The sequence below is a fragment of the Waltera intestinalis genome, from assembly GCF_009695995.1.
GTDB classification, from domain to species: Bacteria; Bacillota; Clostridia; order Lachnospirales; family Lachnospiraceae; genus Acetatifactor; species Acetatifactor intestinalis.
In genome coordinates this window covers 46,861-67,637 of record NZ_VUMU01000018.1, presented here as the reverse complement: position 1 = coordinate 67,637, position 20,777 = coordinate 46,861, and the positions used below count along the sequence as shown (strand labels likewise).

19 protein-coding genes are annotated in these 20,777 nt (G+C 39.5%); all 19 read right to left on the bottom strand.

Translation table 11 applies throughout. The annotated features are described in order from the left end of the window. Positions 1 to 5: 5 nt before the first annotated feature. The gene (locus FYJ59_RS12545; RefSeq protein ID WP_022154324.1) at positions 6 to 605 is read right to left on the bottom strand and encodes an acyltransferase; all 600 of its coding nucleotides are present in this window, start codon (positions 603 to 605) and stop codon (positions 6 to 8) included. Continuing rightward, positions 602 to 1,642, bottom strand: a complete 1,041-nt coding sequence (locus FYJ59_RS12540; RefSeq protein WP_154497996.1) for a hypothetical protein — start codon at positions 1,640 to 1,642, stop codon at positions 602 to 604. Before FYJ59_RS12540 ends, FYJ59_RS12545 begins: the two co-directional genes overlap by 4 nt. A gap of 20 nt (positions 1,643 to 1,662) precedes the next feature. Next, positions 1,663 to 2,781, bottom strand: coding sequence for a DegT/DnrJ/EryC1/StrS family aminotransferase (locus FYJ59_RS12535; protein ID WP_022154322.1), 1,119 nt, complete (start codon positions 2,779 to 2,781; stop codon positions 1,663 to 1,665). A gap of 37 nt (positions 2,782 to 2,818) precedes the next feature. Continuing rightward, positions 2,819 to 3,259, bottom strand: a complete 441-nt coding sequence (locus tag FYJ59_RS12530; RefSeq protein WP_022154321.1) for a sugar 3,4-ketoisomerase — start codon at positions 3,257 to 3,259, stop codon at positions 2,819 to 2,821. A gap of 16 nt (positions 3,260 to 3,275) precedes the next feature. Beyond that, positions 3,276 to 4,184: a glycosyltransferase family 2 protein gene (locus FYJ59_RS12525; RefSeq protein ID WP_022154320.1), complete on the bottom strand. Its 909-nt coding sequence runs from the start codon at positions 4,182 to 4,184 to the stop codon at positions 3,276 to 3,278. 450 nt (positions 4,185 to 4,634) lie between these two features. Continuing rightward, a complete protein-coding gene (locus FYJ59_RS12520) occupies positions 4,635 to 5,156 on the bottom strand; it encodes a hypothetical protein (RefSeq protein ID WP_154497985.1) in 522 nt (173 codons plus the stop codon). A 302-nt stretch (positions 5,157 to 5,458) separates the two neighbouring features. Next, on the bottom strand, positions 5,459 to 6,922 hold the full coding sequence (locus FYJ59_RS12515; RefSeq protein ID WP_154497982.1) for an oligosaccharide repeat unit polymerase: 1,464 nt from the start codon (positions 6,920 to 6,922) through the stop codon (positions 5,459 to 5,461). Between the two features lie 108 nt (positions 6,923 to 7,030). Then, a complete protein-coding gene (locus tag FYJ59_RS12510; protein WP_154497974.1) occupies positions 7,031 to 8,302 on the bottom strand; it encodes a glycosyltransferase family protein in 1,272 nt (423 codons plus the stop codon). 31 nt (positions 8,303 to 8,333) lie between these two features. Next, the gene (locus FYJ59_RS12505) at positions 8,334 to 9,551 is read right to left on the bottom strand and encodes a glycosyltransferase family 4 protein (RefSeq protein WP_154497971.1); all 1,218 of its coding nucleotides are present in this window, start codon (positions 9,549 to 9,551) and stop codon (positions 8,334 to 8,336) included. A gap of 33 nt (positions 9,552 to 9,584) precedes the next feature. Further along, positions 9,585 to 10,208, bottom strand: coding sequence for an acetyltransferase (locus FYJ59_RS12500; protein ID WP_154497966.1), 624 nt, complete (start codon positions 10,206 to 10,208; stop codon positions 9,585 to 9,587). Continuing rightward, a complete protein-coding gene (locus FYJ59_RS12495; protein ID WP_154497958.1) occupies positions 10,208 to 10,840 on the bottom strand; it encodes a sugar transferase in 633 nt (210 codons plus the stop codon). Before FYJ59_RS12495 ends, FYJ59_RS12500 begins: the two co-directional genes overlap by 1 nt. Further along, positions 10,837 to 12,072, bottom strand: coding sequence for a DegT/DnrJ/EryC1/StrS family aminotransferase (locus tag FYJ59_RS12490; RefSeq protein ID WP_154497954.1), 1,236 nt, complete (start codon positions 12,070 to 12,072; stop codon positions 10,837 to 10,839). Before FYJ59_RS12490 ends, FYJ59_RS12495 begins: the two co-directional genes overlap by 4 nt. Before the next feature lie 369 nt (positions 12,073 to 12,441). Beyond that, positions 12,442 to 13,887: an ISLre2 family transposase gene (locus tag FYJ59_RS12485; protein WP_154497950.1), complete on the bottom strand. Its 1,446-nt coding sequence runs from the start codon at positions 13,885 to 13,887 to the stop codon at positions 12,442 to 12,444. Between the two features lie 115 nt (positions 13,888 to 14,002). Then, positions 14,003 to 14,371, bottom strand: coding sequence for a hypothetical protein (locus FYJ59_RS12480; RefSeq protein WP_154497944.1), 369 nt, complete (start codon positions 14,369 to 14,371; stop codon positions 14,003 to 14,005). A gap of 76 nt (positions 14,372 to 14,447) precedes the next feature. Continuing rightward, positions 14,448 to 14,768 carry an Rpn family recombination-promoting nuclease/putative transposase gene (locus tag FYJ59_RS12475; protein WP_154497941.1) on the bottom strand — a complete coding sequence of 107 codons (321 nt, stop codon included), beginning with the start codon at positions 14,766 to 14,768 and terminating at the stop codon, positions 14,448 to 14,450. 100 nt (positions 14,769 to 14,868) lie between these two features. Continuing rightward, complete coding sequence (locus FYJ59_RS13965) at positions 14,869 to 16,647, bottom strand: hypothetical protein (RefSeq protein ID WP_205839543.1); 1,779 nt, start codon at positions 16,645 to 16,647, stop codon at positions 14,869 to 14,871. 149 nt (positions 16,648 to 16,796) lie between these two features. Next, a complete protein-coding gene (locus FYJ59_RS12460; protein ID WP_205839542.1) occupies positions 16,797 to 17,141 on the bottom strand; it encodes a PD-(D/E)XK nuclease family transposase in 345 nt (114 codons plus the stop codon). 26 nt (positions 17,142 to 17,167) lie between these two features. Continuing rightward, the gene (locus FYJ59_RS12455; protein ID WP_154497918.1) at positions 17,168 to 19,027 is read right to left on the bottom strand and encodes a polysaccharide biosynthesis protein; all 1,860 of its coding nucleotides are present in this window, start codon (positions 19,025 to 19,027) and stop codon (positions 17,168 to 17,170) included. A 100-nt stretch (positions 19,028 to 19,127) separates the two neighbouring features. Beyond that, positions 19,128 to 20,765: an ArnT family glycosyltransferase gene (locus FYJ59_RS12450; RefSeq protein WP_205839541.1), complete on the bottom strand. Its 1,638-nt coding sequence runs from the start codon at positions 20,763 to 20,765 to the stop codon at positions 19,128 to 19,130. Positions 20,766 to 20,777 lie beyond the last annotated feature (12 nt).

Here is a 20,777-nt window from a genome sequence, read left to right as displayed (position 1 = left end):
TTTTATTAGATGTGACCTGACCAATCATAGGTAGTCATAACTTTATTTTTCATTTCCTCAGATGGCTTCTTTCGCTCACCTACTTTTTTACATGGTGCTCCTACATAAATCCCCCATGGTTCTAAATCCTTGTTTACAAAAGCATTAGCTCCAACAAGTGCACCCTCACCAATAGTAACGCCTGGCATAACCGTACAATTTGCACCTAAGTACGCATCATCCTCAATTCGGACATCTGCAAAGTTTACTTTATGACAATCATCGGGAAGAAATTCGCAAGTATACACCCCTTGAAACTCATATGTTCCTGTTAAAATTTTTGTTCCAGGTCCAATAAAAACTCTGTCTCCAATATATGTGCTTGCCCCCCCTTCAATTAACACATACCAAGTAATAATAGTATTTTTTCCTATTTTTAATGACTTTCCAGCGTCAATCCATACATTGTCTACTATCTTACAATCATTATCTAACTCAGCATTTTCTGCATGAATCATTTTACATAATGGATAAAGTCGAACGTTTGACCCACAGTACTTTAAATATTTTCTAATATTATCTCCCATAAACTCAAGTCCTGTTAAGATTCCGTTTTGATTATTCATTGTTTTCCTTCCATTCTTTTTAAATAATTTTTATTATGCAAAAATGTTCCTTCTGCTGCACCATTCAGAGAAATCACGTCTACTACGCTATTTTTAGAATAGTCTTTTACAAAAGTAACTTTTGCAGAAGTATCACATCCTATACTTATTTTAAAATCTGACAAACCATAATTTATTATTCCATGATCAGTTGAAATTCCAATATCTAAATACTCAAACCCTTTTTCGCCATAATATTGTATAAGATTGTATGCAAGAAAATTAATTGGTTTATAATCTGAGAATCCCGGGATATCCCCCCAGTATATTACCTGTGCAATATTGTATGTAACATGGTATATCAGAGCCGCTGCTATCTGTTTCCCTCCACATTCTACCATGAACATATCGTGCTTAACCAACTTAATAGTCGCCATTACTTGACCCAGCGACATATTTAACGGATACCCCCTACTCTCACGATTTTCTTTGATAATTTCATATGCTTTTATTTCATCTTCTCTACTATTACAGTGAACCAACTTTAATTCACCATTCACCGCAATTTTCATGTTCTTTCTTCCATTGTAGGGAAGCAAGTTTAAATAATCTTCAATTTTCTCCCTATAAGTTTTTTTTAAGTCTATTTGAAAATTTATATCAAAAGACAGCGGGCGATACCCTACATTAAACAGAGAATTTTGCATTACATTAACAATTCGTGGGCAATAAAATTCAGGAGGAAGTCCAAAAGAAACTTTTTTACTCTGTTGTTTTGCGTATTCATCAAACGCTTGTATTGATTCATCTAATTGGTAAATATCCCACTTACTTTTAATATTTACAAAAGTACTAAAGGGAGCCGAAAAAGGGCAGTACCACCCATCATCCTTCTCACCAATTGCCACTCCAAATCTATTTTTACTATCTTTAAAAATAAGATAATGAACGCAGCTTGCTCTATTTTCATTCAATTTCAAAAATTCAGGTTTATTATAAAACGCTTCCGGATGAACAATTCTTGCATATTCATCTTCTGATACTTCATATATTTCCACTATACAAGCCCCCTTTATGCTTATTTAAATTCATTAACACATTTGATTACATACTGAATTTCAGCGTCATTCATCCCATAATAAAGAGGTAATGATAATTCCGTTCTGCTAATTTCCTCAGCAATTGGGAAATCACCCTTAGTATACCCAAGCTCTTGGTATGCTTTCTGCAAATGCATTGGAATTGGATAATGCTTATTGGTACAGATACCTGCCTCACTTAACCACGCTTCTAGTTCATCACGTCTTTCACACCTAATTCCAAAAATGTGCCATACGGGATTTGTATACGATGGAACAAACGGAAGAATCACAGCCTTATTCTGAATACCTTCCAAATACTTTGTAGCAATCGCTCTGCGATTTTCATTAACGTGATCAAGCTTAGGAAGTTTAGCTAATAAGAAAGCTGCCTGAAGTTCATCAAGTCTACTGTTATTTCCTTGATAAATGTGATGATATTTGTAATCTGAACCATAATTTCCTAGCGCTCGTATTTTGTTAGCAAGTTCTTCATTGTTCGTGACGGTTGCACCTGCATCACCTAACGCACCAAGATTTTTCCCTGGGTAAAAACTAAATCCCGCCGCATCACCAAATGTACCTATTTTCTTCTCTATACCATTCGAGCATCTATACGTAGCGCCATGAGCCTGTGCACAATCCTCAATTATATAAAGCCCATGATTCTTTGCAATATCAACAATTAAATCCATGTTACAAGCCTGTCCATAGAGATGAACTGGCATAATAGCTTTGGTCTTATCAGTTATAGCTTCTTCAATTAAATCTGGATTAATATTAAAAGTCCTAATATCTGGCTCAACAAAAACTGGCTTTGCACCAACATAGGTGACTGCTAGTGCCGTGGCAATATATGTGTTAGATGGGACAATAACCTCATCTCCTTCTCCAATTTCAAGTGCTTTTAGGCTCAGCATTAATGCATCTAATCCATTGCCACATCCTATGCAATATTCAGTACCTATATATTCTGCAAATGCTCGTTCAAATTCTTTGTCCTCAGCGCCCTCAATATACCACGAACGACTAAGTACTCGTTCAAATGCATCTCTTAATTCCTTATCCAATTCACGTTCTAATGGTTGAAACGTAACAAAAGGGATTTTCATACTCATTTTCTAGATTCCTCTCTCATATTCGGCATATGAAATATTACTGTATTTTTTCATCCGATACTTCATCAACGTCATCTTGACTTTTTACAAATTCTAGAAAGTCGTCATAATTTCTAATATAGTCAGACTCATCGTACAATTCTGACGCAAACACTAGTAATACTGCGCCCTCACTAAAATCATACATTTCTCTCCACATATTATTTGCTACGTATAAACCTTCATATGGTTTTTCCAAAGGTACGACCTTCGTCTCACCTTTACCATTATCCAATTTAATCTTGACGGATCCATGAATGCATACCAAAATCTGTTGGAGATTTTTGTGAGCATGCTTTCCTCTGACAAATCCTTCCATTGTTTCATACATATAGTATACTCGCTTAATTCTAAATGGTATATCCTTGTACTCTTCTAATGCTACCAATTGTCCTCGCTCGTCTCCATGTGGCTGAAATACATATTTAACTACTTGCATTACTTTCTCCTCACTCTCACCTTATCGATTTTCGAAACAAAACAACGTCTGGGTATTTTAGTCCAAACAGTATCTTTTGTGTAATTGACATACTTCTTCTTGAAATCTTTAATCTACTAATTTCATATCTTATTCTTCTTTTTTCCCAAAAATTGAATTGATCTAGAAAAGGTAATACTTCAACGTCAAACATCCTTTTAATATCTTTTAATAAAAGCTCATTAAGATTTGTACTCGACGAAACACCATTGCCTAACCGATAATAACAACTCACGATATTGAGCCCATCAATATGATGACCGTTTCTTGTTGTCTTTAAAAGCATTGGTCCATCTTCCTGCAATCTATAATTTTCATCAAAAAATCCCTGTTCTTCTAAGTATTTTCTGCTATAGTATGTTCCCGGCCCAGCAATCCCCGCACCAGTAGCAATAGCCCTGAACTGCTCTTTTGCTGTCATACCAATAAATTTATTGAAATATCTTTCGCTTGGACTTTTCCCTACTGTCTTTCCGTTTCCATCAACGATTATCCTATATGTTGTTATAACATCTGAGTTCAATTCCTCCATTTTATCTACAATTTTCCGCATGACATCACTAGATGCAAACGGATCTTCCGGAGAAAGATTAATTATATATTTACCCTCAAACTGCCTCTCAGCATTATTTATATTTTTGACCGTTCCAAGATTCACTTCATTTTGGACAACCTTAACTTTTATGATATTAGATTTTTTTCTTTCATTTATATAATCTTTAATTTTCTGAGCAGGAAAATTTTTTGAGCAATCATCAAAAACCCCTAACTCGATATTAGGATAATCTTGAGCAAATACAGAATCAAGTGATTCATATATCCTATCAAAGTGATTATATGTAAACATAATACAAGTAATTACAGGCATTGCTTTGTTCTTATCCATGAATTATCAAACTCCTCGTCATCAACTACCACCTCAAGTGATAGTTTGAATCATCCCACATAAGGACATATTACTTACTTCCACGAAAGACAGGTATCGCAAGTTTTGTTACCAGCAACCTCTATAAAGAGTCTTACTCGCCGTCTTCTTTCCTTGCATTTTCCAGTTTCTCTTGTATGTACTTCTTTATCGCTTACACAGATATACTGTAAGCACTCGATTGGTTTGCACCTCTTATCTCTTCCATAATATAAACTAATCTGTAACCCTAGTCAAGGACACAACAAAATACAAGCCACTTAAATTAATGTTCAGAAATAATGATACGCAATCCGCCTTAAGTTCTTCCATTTTATACTTGCTCATTTTCTTGAGTTAGAGATTTCGGTAATATACCTTTCCAAAAATAACTTTCTCGTTACCGTTTTTCCTCTAATATACCATATCCTCTTAATTCTGAATCAGCTGTTCTGTGTTCTCCTTCCTTCCATACATATTACAGTGCCAAATTGAATCCGCCATGTGTTTTCTCTCAAACAAATGATTTTCTGCTTGCGAAATATACATGGCACATGTTTTTTCAGAAATACTTTGATAAGCCTCATCAATCTTTTCTGCATCAACTTTTGATTCACGCAGCGTGGGTGGGGCAACTATTAATATTTCGACACCTTTTCCTTTTGCCTCCTTTACCATAGAAGTAACAAAATTAACTGTATCAATATTCAAACAACTAGCATTTATATAATCCCTTGTTTCATTGTTTCCGGAAATAGTACATTCTTTTATTTCTACAATAAAATTGCCTTTTTCGTCAAATTGATCCGCATACTCTATTATAGACTGACTCCCTGTCAAATAATCTATCTTTTTACATAAAAAAACCGATAAAAATCGTAATGAATCTATGTAGTTTTGGTTATTCCAATATTTGATTAATTCATGATTTACATCATACAGATGATACTTCATCCCCTGTATCTGACGGCGCGATTTCCCGGTTACTTAAGACGGTGAGACATGCTTAGATATACAGCTCTTCATCCGCAGCTTTCATCCGCATTGTCTACGGATACATCACCATAAAATATGAAGTCAAATTGCTAGCCTCCATTATCGAAAGCCTCTAGCATATGAGTCTTTGTGTTCTATTTACTCTCTTTGGAGAATCATCTATTTCCGCTTCATACAAGTACATGCCATACATACCTATATAGTGCTTTTTTACCATCCCAGTATTCTCCCTCTGTCAATGTATGATAATATATCCTATATTATTTTTCTTGCCCACATTTTCTTTTCTGAAGTGAAATTAACCAAATTAGTGCAGTACCCCAAAAAGTAACAAAATATCCTCCACTATTAAATGTAATGCAGTTTGCTGGTAAGAATAACAAAAAGAGAGCTATCTGTGAAACAAATGGTATACCATATACATTTTTCTTTTCAAGGATGTCTCGCCATAATAAAGCAACTACTGCACCCAATCCCCCCATAAATACGACTACACCAGGGAAAGTCAAATCACCTGCCAGCTGTACATAAGCCGTTGGCCATCCATACACACTTACCATGGACGGCTCTGTTACATGTGCAACTCTACTACCATATGTTATGCTCTTTATGTCAATTCCTGTAAACATATTTAAATAATCTTGTAGAAATTCAGAAAATCCGATTCCATATGTCCATTGGTGTTCTAATCTCAACGCCACTGACAGCGCATGATAACTTCCCGATGCGTATGCATCTGCCATAACACATAGAAATTTTGCAGAATCTGGAATCGCTTTATAAAGCAAGTTGTCAGGATCAGCATATTGCTTAGTATATGGATTCGTATACATTGGAAATATTTTTGCCACTTCGTCACATTTTTCCTTTTGCTCTATTGTAATGATTAAATCTTTATACTGTAAATACACTCCAGTTTCATCATTCTGCCCCTGATTTGTTTCTTGATTTACCGAATGATTTGTTTCTTGATTTACCGAAGTGATTGTCATTTGTTCTTCTACGTCATCTGAATAAAAAGTACGCGACTTCAAATTCATAGTAAACATAACTATAACAAGTACAATTGAAGAAACACAAATTAGTGTATCTCTTATGAATGTCCTAAGGCTTATTCTATCGGAGCACATTTTAACAATGTAAGTTACAATGACCGAAAGAACAAACAACAAAATTGGCATGTTTCTTCCTCCTGTACAATAAAGCAGCAAATACCCAAAAGCGGTAACAGAACTAGCCAACTTTAATTTCCATTTCAAAAAGTCCCACATAATAAACATTAGTGGAAAAATCATAAATGGGAAAATGTCAAAAAAGCCAAATATTCGTAGCATGCCGTTTTCTGAGACGCTGGCAATAACTTTTTGATAAGTTTCACCAGGATTGACTAAATTGTTAAAAACATCCGGATACCAATTTCCCGTGTACCTCATGCTATTTGGTATGTATAGAATTACTGCAACAATGGTGGAAATGAGCAGTAATTTCTTACCATTCTCAATCCCCATCTCTACATTTTGTATACAATTTTTTCTTTTGTGGTGACATATTATCAAATATCCCATTGCAAAGAACAAATTGCACATTGTCAAAAAAATCAACACACGGCTATCATTAGCAAATGGGTATTTTATAATGCCATAGCGGTAAATAATATATGTAATAATCCAGTAAACTTCAACCAAAATTAGTGGCATTACCAACTTAAAACTATGCCTTCTCATCTCGCTTTACACCTTTCTAATAACGCTCTTATCTTTTCCATGTGATATAAATATTTTCTAAATGCATATCAACATTATTTCAACAGAAATAGTATATTTACTAAAAAATCAAGTCAAATCACCGAGTATTTTCCACATTTCTTCGCGATTGTGTTCTGCCACATGGTTTTTCAAATATTTTTCTCTTGCTAACAAGCCATAATTGTTCAAAAGCTTTGGATTAGAAATCAGTTCATAGATATTGCTATACATCTGATCAAGATTTGTAACACAAGATGCAACATCCGACAAATACTGCATGGATGAAATCTCTGCTGGCCCAATAGCTAAAATGGGCTTTCCAACAGATAAATATTCAGGAATTTTTGTGGACAATGATAACTTGGTGTCATAAATGTTTTTTTTATCAAATGACTCGACATGAACCAATATTGTAGACCTATTTAAAATGTGCTTTAATTGTTCACATTCCACTCCCCCCATAAAATCAGATACATTTTCAATTGTTATTTGTTTTTTCACTCTATCCGTTATTTTTTGTGCAGAATAGATAAGCAGCTTACATTTCTTTTCAGTCTTCATATTAATTTCTTTCAGGGTACATGCCAGCTCATGTAATACCTTGTATCTATTTAAATGCAGCCCCCCCGCATATACAAATGATATTTCATGATCTTCAATGTTCTTATTTGTGGGCTCTTCAGCTAAAGATGGGCTCATGTTGACTGCTACATAACTATCTCTTTTCAAAACTCTCTTATATTCTTGCCGCATTAGTTCTGAAATTGTAAAAAAGATGTCAGCTCTTTTAACAGCTTTTCTCAAATAATTCAATATATAACTACGCCTAATCCACCAAAAAACTGAAAGTGTACGCCGTGGCATTATATAATCATCCGTAATATACAAAGCCATTTTTGATTTATATCTTTCCACCAATTTCAAACCAATTTTGTATTCAAATACAACATCACCAACAACCATAAATATGATTTCAGGCTGGAAATCATCCAACCACTCTTTTAATTCCTTCGTATCCCAGTTATCATTCCATACTATCTCTCTCGCCAATCTGGTAAGATTGTTTTTTCTTATCTGTTTACCATTTGTCACATTCTGTACGGCAGAATGTTCATTTTCTTCCAAAACTTTTCTTCCACATTGGAATTCTTTGCTAATCCGAGACTTAATCATATCGCTGTCGCTAATTCTATAAAAATTATTACATATTCGCATCTGGGGCTGTTCAGAGGAAAAAAATAATTGTGCTATATGCGTTCGGGGATATCCTTCAAAAAAGGAAGTTAACGTTTTTCCATTATTGTATATATCACTCAATGGGTTCATGCTTATAATTAAAATACGTTTAAATTGTTGCATAATATAGTACTCCTATTTCAATTCCTTATTACTAAAAGTGTTTCATAATTGCCGAATAAGCAACGTCCACTGTATAATTATCTTGTAAAAAGAGCAGCGCACGCTGTCCATAAATAGACAGTTCCTTTTCATTTGCAATCTTGACGAATGTTTCAATCACATCTTCAACATTTTTGCTTTGGCAACTCCAACCAAATCCCCCATCTTCTATTACTTTTCCTACATCTGTTACATCATCCACAATTGCCATTACTGGTAATTGTTTATCCATATACGCTAACAATCTAGAAGGAAAATTGGGAATAGTAAATCTGAAATCTAAGAAAATCAACCCCACATCGCATAATTGCAAAAAAGCGTCATAATCTTCTTTAGGCAATGCCGCATACAATTTTGTATTTTTTAGGGATTTCTTCTGAATTGCCTCTTCCAGTCTTGCGTATTCAGTTCCTGATCCAATAATTATTATGTATATACCTTTTTCATGTTCTATTCTTTTTATACATTCAATAATAAATCCAATCCCCTGTGGGCGCCCTAAATTTCCACCATACACAAATATCTTCTTACCCTGCGGAATTCCATACTTTTTCTTCAATTTAGCAATCTCTTTTGAATCGAGTTTCTTTACCTGCGAACTTACTTCAATACAATTGGGACATATTTCTACTTTATTTCTTTCAACCTCCGGATTATGCTTCAGCACATAATCCACGTTTGCTCGTGACATGCACCCAATATAATCTGAATCTCTATACAATGCTTTTTCTTTTAATCTAAAATACTTATATAGTATCCCCTTTAATCCATGTTTAGATAGCATCCCCATATCAACTGCATTCTGTGGGAAAATGTCCTTTAACATAAGATACGTGGTGGCATTATCTCTTGTTTTGACATATTTTACAGCTTTTTGCAAAGTAATAGGTGGTGTAGAGTAAAGTATCAAATCAAACTTAATATCAGAATAATACTTTTTTATACCTTGAATGAATTTCTGCTCCAATGTTACTGTCGAAATTCCCTTTTCAATAATATTGGTTTTCTGAATATTTCCTATTTTTAGTTTTAAAATCCCTACATGATTATCACATTTTATATAGTGCGTTTTTTGATTATTTTTTCGCTCCACAGGGGATACCACATACACAGAATGCCCTTCTTGGTAAAATTTACGCAATAAATCCGTATATATGTTATGTTCATCAATACTATTAAAATCTAATAGTGTTAGGAATAAAACGTTCATTATACATATCTCACTTCATTTTATTTTTTAATGTTATTGTACTACATTTGCTGGAACCCCTATATATGTTCCTTGTTTGTCAATATTTCTAACAACTACCGCCCCTGCACCAATCACACAATCTGCGCAAATAGTAATATTATTACTCACAACTGCTCCTGCACCAACCCATGAACGTTCTCCCACTCTAACAGTTCCAGCCAGGTGGCTGCCCACTGAAACATGTGCAAAATCACCTATTTCATTATCATGGTCAACAGTTGCACCCGTGTTGATAATACATCCTTTCCCCACTTTAGTTCCAGGATTAATAACTGTGCCCGCCATGATAACTGTGCCTATACCTATTGATACTTCCTGTCCAATTACTGCATCAGGATGAATAAGCGTAACTACATTTAGCCCTTTATCGCATAATTTTTGTTGCAGCTTTTCTCTAATTACGGAATTTCCAATTGCTACAACTACATCAGATTCCTCTTTATCATCTATTGAATCTGTCGTGCCAACAACAGGAAATCCCATGCAGAATTTTACATATTTGTCATCATCTAAAAAAGCAATTTCTTCATATCCACTTTTCATTGCAATATCTGCAACTACTTTTCCATGTCCACTGGCACCGATAATCAATAGTTTTTTCTTTTTTTCGCCCATTACTTATTACCCTTAAATTCTTCCATCGTCACAGCTGTTTCAGAGCTAATCCCTTCTCTTTTGAGCACTGTTCCCACAGTCTGAAAAATGATTTTCCAATCACCCAAAAAAGTAACATGATCCACATAGTGCACATCTTTGTCAAATTTGTCTTCCCATGTGATACTGTTTCTCCCGTGTACTTGTGCGTACCCTGTAAATCCAGGTCTCACTTCATGCCTTCTTGCCTGATTCTCATTATATAATGGTAAATAACGAACAAGCAGTGGACGAGGACCAACGACTGACATATCGCCTTTCAAAATATTGATTAACTCCGGGAGTTCATCTAAAGATGTACTTCGAAGTTTTTTTCCAAAACTTGTGAGCCTTACATCATCAGGTAATAGTTCTCCGGCTTCATTCCTGCCATCTGTCATTGTACGGAACTTATATAACGCAAATATTTTGCCATGTAATCCCGGTCTTTCTTGTTTGAATATCACAGGAGTTCCCAGCTTTATTCGAACAAGTATTGCCGTAATCAGCATCACAGGCGATAGCAAAATGAGCGCCAAGAATGCGCAGCAGAAGTCCTGCGGACGCTTTATATAACTTTCATAAAATCCTTTTTTGTGAGATTCCTCGCTCATCTAAAACATCCTTTAATAATTTCAATAATAATGTCTTGTTGTTCTGTTGTCATTTTATTATCACTAGGCAGGCATAATCCTCTTTGGAAGATATCTGAACCTATATCCAGACAACTACCTGCAATGTAAGCATTAGTTCTTGCTCTTCCATTACCATCACGTGTTATAAAACCATTCATTCGATAGATGGGCTGCATATGCATCGGTTTCCAGATAGGGCGACCTTCTGCATTATACTTAGCAAGTGTTTCCAAGATTTCAGTCGGACAGCTTTTGCCCGGCTCTGTAATATACAATGCTTCCCTCTCCCCTCTGACCTGCTGGCACATCGCGTCTTCATCTATCAACATACAGCTGAGCCAGAAATTGGGCTCCGTATTTTCAGCATCATAGGGATTCATTTGAATCGGTAAATCTTTAAAACCTTCCTTGTACCTTTCGTAGATTGCTCTTTTCTGAGCTATATGCTCTTCCAAATAGGGGTACTGTCCTCTCACTACTCCGGCAATCACATTGCTCATTCGATAATTGTATCCCAATTCCTCATGCTGATACCAAGGGGCATCTTCTCTTGCCTGTGTAGACCACTTTCTTACCTTATTGGCCGCTTCTTCATCATCTGTCAGGAACATCCCACCTGAGGATCCTGTTATAATCTTATTCCCATTAAATGAGATTGCATTATAGTTGCCAAAGCTTCCTGTCTGTACTCCCTTGTAAGTTGCGCCAAGAGATTCTGCTGCATCTTCGATAATCACTGCTCCATGTTTGTCGCAGATCGTTTTAATCTCATCAATTTTGCCCGGTGTGCCATATAAGTGTGCCACAACTACCACTTTTACCTCTGGATAGATTTCAAATGCCTTTTCCAAAGCAACCGGATCCATATTCCACGTATCATATTCCGTATCAATGAATACAGGATCTCCACCTTCATATTTCACAGGGTTCACCGTAGCATCAAAGGTTACGTCTGAACAAAATACTTTTTCACCCGGTTTTACACCGGCTAATTTCACTGCCATATGCAAAGCCGCTGTTCCTGCCGAAAGGGCTACCGCATACTTGCACCCGATTTTCTCACAGGTTAGACGTTCTACTTCATTAATATTTTTACCCACTGTTGACATCCAGTTCGTCTCATAAGCCTCGGTAACATATTGCAGTTCCGTTCCATGCATGGTCGGTGATGAAAGCCAGATTTTATTTTCAAATATTTCAAACTTTTTCATATGTCTCTTCCTCTTTATCTTATATTTGCCTTTCCTTAGCATACAATTAATTATGTGCAAAAAAGACAACCTGCATTTAGTTGCCATAATATTTTCATTATTTTATCACTTGTGGTGTAGAAATGCAATTTATTTGAGCATCCTGGTCGGGTAAATTTACTGTAGGAAATTAATAGACAGAGCATCCCTGAGATATGTTTCAGAATCAAAGTTTTCTCCATCATTATAACCTTTTTATTCCTTTTTACAAACCCCAAATGTGGTTTTTGATAGAGTAAACTTACTGTCAGTTGGAGAGTCGCAGAAGATTCCCTGCTATGGACTTGCTCAGATCGCTTTTCCATAGTCTACTTCTCCTGCATCGTTTTGTCAAATACCTCCCAGTTGCTCCCGGATCGCCAGCTTTTTTCGAATGTCTATACTCGGGATGGTTGCCTGCATTTTTTCGATGTATACCCTGTCATTGTCATGACGGTGGAGCAGCAGTTCCCTCATGTATCCCCTGTTTGGACGCACGGATATCCCTTCTGTTCCTGTTGCTTCTTCCTGTTTATGGTTCCGGCGGTACTTTACCAGTTCCAGGATCTTTTCTTCTCCGTAATCTTTCACATAGCATCTCAACTGACACATCGCATCCGCTCCAGCTTCACTCCAGCCCATTGGACGGGAACTCATCCGGTCGGAATACATATGACTCACATGTCCTTCTGCGCTGCACCCATAGACATTCTTATCCCGCATTCTTCTGACTGCGCTGTCCCAGTTATTCAGCAGGTATTCTTCACAGTCATTCACTGCTTTTTCGTTCGGTGCACATTTCCGAATAGCTTTTATGGTCTTCACGAACTTTTTCTTCTTTCCCTTATACAGGGCTTTCCACAGCCGCCCTTTCGCTTCCCCTGCTTCATCCAGCATCTGGTTGGCTGCCTTGTTTATGTATTTCATCATGTGGAACTTATCCAGTACCGGAACTCCCTTTTCAATGTATTCCGCCCCTGCTTTGATCCATGCTCCGCCATCTCCGCTGATATATACCGCTTTCAGATACCGGCTCTCATAGTTCGTGTCAATGTATTCCTGCATTCTCTCAAACAGATGCCTGTTTGCTTCCCCTCCGCTGCAAAGGTCTCCCAGATAGAAGACATTCTTCAGTTCCTTCCGTCCGGCCTTCTTTTCCTGACTTTCATACAGATACAGCAGTTTCCCGATCATGCTGCTTTTCTTCTCTGTTCCCGTTTTATCCTGCTTGTGGATGTGGTCTTCGTCTGCCTCGATATAAAGGTATTCCACACACTTTTTCTTCTCCGGTTTCGGGAAGGGCAGTTGTGTCTGGATCCCATGTACCTTATCCATGACCGCTGTCTTGCTGATCACCGAATCTTCTCCCAGCACTCTGGATGCACTCGCATAGCTGGTCTTTACCGCCTCTGCCAGCACCTCTGCTTCCGCACGGCTGCTCAGCCTTTCATGGGCATCCAGTTCCATCCATTCATCCAGAAGATAATGGCAGGTCCCGTCCTTACGGCTTCGGAACAGCGTGTGGGTAAAACGAACCGGTCCCACTGTAGTCAGCAACTGGCGTTCATCATGCCTCTGGATGGTATATTTTTCTGCTCTGGAAATATCCTCACACAGCATACGGTTCATGTCGGTGTACAGGGCTGCCATGTGCTCTGCCGCAGCCTTTCTAGTAGCCTCTGCAATCTGTTTCTCGTACAACTCCATGTCTTTCATCCCGGAGGAGAGAAAAAATTCATCCGCCTTTTCAAAATCCCTGTACAGCTTTTCTGCTGAGTATGCTATAATGTTTTTCATGAGAGTACCTCCATCGACTGTGTTTTAGATTCTAGACAAATCCATTATAACAGAGATGTTGGTGCTCTCTCTTTTTCTTTTATTCAACTGACAAAAACTTTACTCTATACTATTTCTACTTGTTGGTCTGCTCTTGGGTCAACTCTTTAATGCTCTTCACCCATTCCTCAAGGCTTTCAGCCTTGATTGCTTTCTTGAACCAGTCCTGCAGAATTTCCAGGTTCTTCTGGCTCTGAACCTTTTGAAGGATGCCATCCGGCACCTCGCCAAATTTAGCTAAAACCTCTATAAGCGAATTGGCCGTTCCCTGTGTTATTCCCTCTGCAATTCCTTCATTCCTTACAAACTCATCTTCCGTAATTCTATCCATGCGCGCAAGATTCTTATAGAACATCCTTATACGCATTCTCTCTAAGAGTCCAAATTCTTTCATCGTTTCAATCGCCTCCCGAATTCCTGGGTTCTTGGTCTTTGCCATCAGCATATTCAAATCCTCCTCTCCCTTCGCATTTAGAAATTCCATCCATTCCGCCACCGGACCACTTATCGTAACGTTCCCTTTAAGCTAACCCCTGAATGTACGCTTTTGACCAGTAGAATAACTGCCGCTTGTCCCAATGCATCTTGTTTTGCAGTTGTATTTCAATTGTTATTCTGCTTCCATCTCTCAGCTCCACTAAGGCATCCACAATCCCCTGTTTTTGCTTCGAATGCTCTCGCCACAGAAATGTATTTATCATCTTAGAAGACTTTATTTCCGTTAGGGGAATTCCCGTGACATCGCTGATAAAGCGTTCGCGGATGGTCTCATTTTCCAGTAGTTGCCGGAATGCGAAATCGCTCTTCGGCAGGATAAACTGCGCTTGCTTCGTTCTTCTCATGTGTCTCCTCCTGTCGTTGGCAGGAAGAGCCCAGTAAATTTGTCAATTCTTTTTGCTTTTTACCGCATATGTAACGTATTCGAAATCTTTTCTACTGGCACTAATTACAATCCTTCACCACATGCACTCCTTGTCCTATGACCTGATTACTAATCTGCTTGAATCCTCCACCTTTCACAAACACATTATTACATTTCACATTGCTGTTTATATTATAGATTAAATTATCTTGAACCGGATTATCCTCCAGAATACTGTTTTCTATGTTCAACAAACCATCTGACACTTGAATTACTCCCTCAGCACAATGATTTTGCGTAAAGACAGAGGATGCAATCGCGATATCCGATTCCTCTGCCTTACATGCAACACTGCAACAGCCTTGTAATTTTCCACCTTCTATGCATACCTTTCTGCACTGATGTATAAAAATTCCTTTTCTGTCCCTTGCCTCAATTTCAATTTGTTCCAGGTTTATTCCAGCGCAATTGTCAAATCGCAAGATTGGTTCTGCTTCCACTTCCTCCGGCACACAATCCTGCTGCTTAAACGAAATGCCATGCAATGTAAGATTCTTGCAATTTCGAAAACACAAACCATCTCCACCATACAATGTGATTATCTTGTGTTGTCCTTCCACCGTCAGATCTTCAACATTTTCTACTATGAGCATATTTCCCCTATATATCGGGTCACAGACAGCATGAACATTCTCCGTTTCCAACGGCGTAATAGAGCAATCTTCCAGCAGCTTAATATGACTGCATCTACCCAGCTTTTCTGCTAATTCCTCGAATGTATAGACTTCTGCATAATTTTCTGAACACTCAGTGATTTCTTGTGTTTTGGGCATACGCTTCTCTATCTCATATGTTTCATCATACGCATACTCGAATTCATGCAATGTATAAAAAATATATTTAATTGCATCAACGTAATCCTCTGCACCGTTATAGTCCTGACATATTTTTTCCAGACAAATTTCCGGTTCTCCTCCTTCAAACCGATAATATTGATCATTCTCTCGAATTGCCCGCTCAACATATTCCTCAAAAGATTGCTTAACCTTCTGACATCCCATTTCTACACTTTGCGCATCCCGAATGAATTTTAGCGTTTTTACCTGCATAATGCCCAGCGTCATTGGACGTTTTCCCAAGAGAAATATGATATTTTCACCCCAGCGCTGTGTTTTCGTCCGATTAAAGTTTTCATAAATCATAATGGAATAGATGACTCTCTGCAAATAATTTCCGGGAGCGATTTCATTGACAATGGAATCATATTTCTCCCTAAAGGCATCATACTTGTCCAAAATGTACTTTTTCTTCATTTGCTGTGTACATACCTTATTCTGACGATTTTTCGCGGATCGCCCAAATGTTCTGATGACAAACTGATACGCCAACGCCAGGAATACCAACCACAGCTGTGTACGAAATTCTTCTACTGTAGAGAGAATCCCCTTTCCCGGCAGAACCAAGGCATATTGCACCGCAAATGCCAGTATCGTCCCCATCATTGCCACCTTGAATTCATAACCCGGATTATATAATTGCCTTTTACCGGAAACGACCGTTATCATAAATCCTCTTACAAGGTAGTAGCAGGGAACGATATAAACCGCATTTTGAGCTAGCTGATTCATTTCAAAATATTGTAATGCCGCAGCAATAAGCAGCATATAGATTATGGGAGCAAAAACATTGTACTGAATATTTACAATCAAAGAGTCCTTGCTGTCTTTGCCAAATACAACATTCTGATAACCCTCACCACTTCCCGTAATATGCTTATCAGCAAGCATCTCTCGTCCGATTATTCCGGTTAATTCATAAAAAATAAAGGCACATCCAAAGCAAAAAATAACTACTGCCACGAGTTTTCTCCTTATGTAAAAGCAAAATACCACCAACAGGCGCACACCTATTGATGGTATTACATTTGTGCATAGCAAACTATATACTTCTTTCCACCCTTTTCCCACAAATGCTATTCCCAAATAGCCTTATAAGAAAATTGTAGCATTCATGTGGTTTTTGTCAAGAAATTTCTATTTCTGCTTGTTGGTCTGCTCTTGGGATCAGCATATTCAAATCCTCCTCTCCCTTCGCATTTAGAAATTCCATACATTCCGCCACCGGACCACTTATCGTAACGTTCCCTTTGAGCTAACCCCTGAATGTACGCTTTTGACCAGTAGAATAACTGCCGCTTGTCCCAATACATCTTGTTTTGCAGTTGTATTTCAATTGTAATCCTGGTTCCATCTCTCAGCTCCACCAAGGCATCCACAATCCCCTGTTTTTGCTTCGAATGTTCTCGCCACAGAAATGTATTTAGTGTCTGCTGATTAAACCGTTTCCGGTTCAAAATCAGCAGACACTAATTATCAAAGTTTATTTTTTAAATTGGTACGTCGGTACGATCTCCTTGATATCCTCGCGGATCCGATCCGTCTCCGCATAGGCATCCTGATAGATCTTGTCCAATTGCTTTTTGAAAACATCATCATCAAATTCAATCGGTTTTCCGATATAGATCATCTTGTTGGCAGTCTTCTTCAATCCCTCTTCGTTCATGAGAAGTTCTTCGTACATCTTCTCTCCGGGACGTAATCCGGTGAATTTGATCTCGATATCCTCACCCGGCTTGTATCCGGACAGTTTGATCAGGTTCGTCGCCAGATCTACGATCTTAACCGGCTCTCCCATATCCAGAACGAAGATCTCCCCGCCTCTGGCATAAGCTCCTGCCTGCAGTACCAGCGATACCGCCTCCGGTATTGTCATGAAGTAACGGATAATGTTCGGATCCGTTACCGTAACAGGACCGCCTTCTGCGATCTGTTTCTTAAACAGGGGAATGACACTGCCGTTACTACCCAGTACATTACCGAAACGTACTGCCACGAAATTGGTCTGTGACTTACGGTTCATCATCTGGATCACCATCTCACACATTCTCTTGGAGGCACCCATGACATTCGTAGGGTTCACAGCCTTATCCGTGGAGATCAGTACGAATTTCTCCACACCGTATTTATCTGCTGCCTGTGCGGTACGGTAGGTACCGAAGACATTGTTCTTGATCGCCTCATTGGGGCTGACTTCCATGAGGGGCACGTGCTTATGGGCTGCCGCATGGTAGACGATGTTCGGACGATATCTGCGGAAGATATCCTCGATGCGTTCCGTATTGCGGACAGAGGCGATCAACACTACCAGATCCAGTGTCGGATACTTACGGATCAGCTCCTGCTGGATCGCATAGGCATTGTTCTCATAGATATCGACGATAATCAGCTGCTTTGGCTGATGCCCGGCGATCTGCCGGCACAGCTCACTTCCGATGGACCCGCCACCGCCGGTGACCAGTATGACCTTATCCTTCACATAGTTCAGGACTTCTTCTGTGTTGATCTCTATAGGGTCTCTTCCTAAGAGATCTTCGATCTCCACCTCTTTTAATTTTGCCACGGAGACATCTCCGTTGATCAGCTGATACATTCCCGGAAGGGTACGCATCTTACATCCGGTCTCTTTACAGATATCCAGGATCTCTTTTTTCACATGGGTATTGGCAGAGGGAATGGCGAAGATGATCTCATCCACATTGTACTGCCCTACGGCGTCTGCAATCTTGTCTCTGCCACCGACGATAGGCACACCACGCAAGAATTTGCCGTGACAACCGGGATTATCATCGATAATGCATTTGGGATTGAGATTCAAGTATCGGCTGGTCTCAATTTCCTTTAAGATAGCATTTGCCGCTGCTCCGGCACCGATAAGCATGACATTGCTGCCGTCCTTTTTCGTCTTTAATTCCGATCTCTTGGAATTGATCAGACGTAAGATCCGATAGCTGAATCGGATCACTGTAGTCATTCCGAATAGCAAGAACCAATAAATCACAAAATAGCTTCGGGGCATCTTCTGATTCAGAATATGGCACAGGATCATCTGTGCTATACTGGCGCAGGTAGTAGCAAATACGATATTCAGCAGTTCTGTCGCGCTGGCATAGCGCCATACACTTTTGTACAGCTTCCATAATGCGAAGAAGAGTAATGTCAGTATGATATTGTAAACAATAATATTTTCAAATTTGATAAGGTATTCCTGAGGGATTCCCTCGAAACTGAAGTCAAAACGAATGTATAATGCAGCAAATGAAGCCACAACAATAGACATTATATCTAAAAGGATCAACGCAATAATTCGATTGATTGGTATTTTCAAGAAATTCTGCTTCATCTTCTTACTTCCCTCTCGGCACATAAAAATAATCATAAGTCATTTTATTGTACCACGCAGGGAAGTAAAAAGCAATTTTCACATAAGAATCCACAAAAAATTAAGATTTCGATCGGTCTTTTACCACATAAAACCGGTCATAGATAGAAGTGATCTCATACTTCTCCGGATCGAACAGTTCTCTCTGCCCGGAATCCACGATATACACTACCCGCTCTCCGGACGCCTCATTGGCCGCTATGGTCTCTGCCGTGACGTTTTCATAGTGGTAGCGTTCTTTATACGGGCGGAGTTCCACGCCGTCCTGTACGTTGCTGATGCCCTGATAGTAATGTGCATCGATCTGGTGGGTGTACATAGTCAGGATCTCGCCTAAGGTAGCGCCGGCATCGATTCCCTGGGGATCCGGATAGATATAATAGGCATCGCAATCGATGGTATGTGCGTAGTTCAGCGCCTGAATGTAGGGATCGTAGTAATATGTCCGGCTGAGTTCTCCCCAGCTGCCAAAATACATCTGTGCCATCATCAGTGCCATCACGCCATAGACCGCTGCAATGGGTACGGACAGGAGGTGCACCTTCTGGATGCAGTGTGCGATACCGATGCCCCCGATGATCAGTACCGGATAGAATATGATATTGATACGGTTCACCGTCACATTTTTGGTAAGGATGCCTACCCACAGTCCCATGCCCAGCCATGCTAACAGTGCGACATAGGGGTAACGCTCCGTTTTATCCATTCGCCGGAGTCTGCGGAGGATGCTGACCAGTCCGATGACGAAGAACAGATCCGTGATATAGTACACCGGGCCGAATCTCACCATGGTGTTGGTCACGCTCTTGTCCCCGGATCCCCAGGTGGTAGTAACGGTCCATACGATATTCTCCCACAGCTGTTTCCAGGAAAAATTAGCGAACAGAATATCATTGCCGCGGTTGCTGGAGAGGAACGACGGGATCGTAAAAAGCGGTGTCTCGATTCCGGGCTTTCCCAGCAGGGTAAGCAGCATGGATAAAAATTCCGGCAGCACGATCACTAGGTACAGCACAAAGCAGGCTGCCAGTTCCTTCCAATTCACTGCCTGCTGCCGCAGGAGATAAATAGCAACCACCAGTAAAAACAGCGGTACCGAATAGTCCGCAATTCCGTAGGCATAGGAGCACAGTCCGAACATCACCATGGAAAGGTACAATAGCGGTTTCTTTTTTAGTCCGGCGATCAGCAGTACTACCGCGATCAGGAACACATGGGGGAACAGGTTGCAGTCAAAGGACCACCGGCTCTGCATATAATGCCAGGGGCTGATGATCCCCAGGATCAGCACGATCATGCCGGTCCATTTGCCGGCCAGCTGTCTGCCGAAGAGGTACAGTGCCAGCAGTCCCAGGCAGCTGATCACCAGCATCGGCAGTCTCGTGGATACCGTGGAGAATCCCAGGAGCTTAATAAACGGGATCATACAGTAGGACAGTAATACGCTCATCTGGCTGGTACGCCACGCCGTAAAATGCACCGGATACCGCATTCCGTAACGGTCTGTACCGTAGTCCGCCAGTGCTTTGGCATCCACGGCAGCCATGGCTTCGTCCTGATGTACGCCGATGGGCGGCGCTCCGAAATGGTATGCCCGGATGACGATAGCCGCCAATAGGAGCAATGCCACCAGCAGCAGCTCTATTTTTTTCGATTCCAATATCTTCTGTTTCCATGGATATTTCAATGAATATTTCAATGAATGAATCCT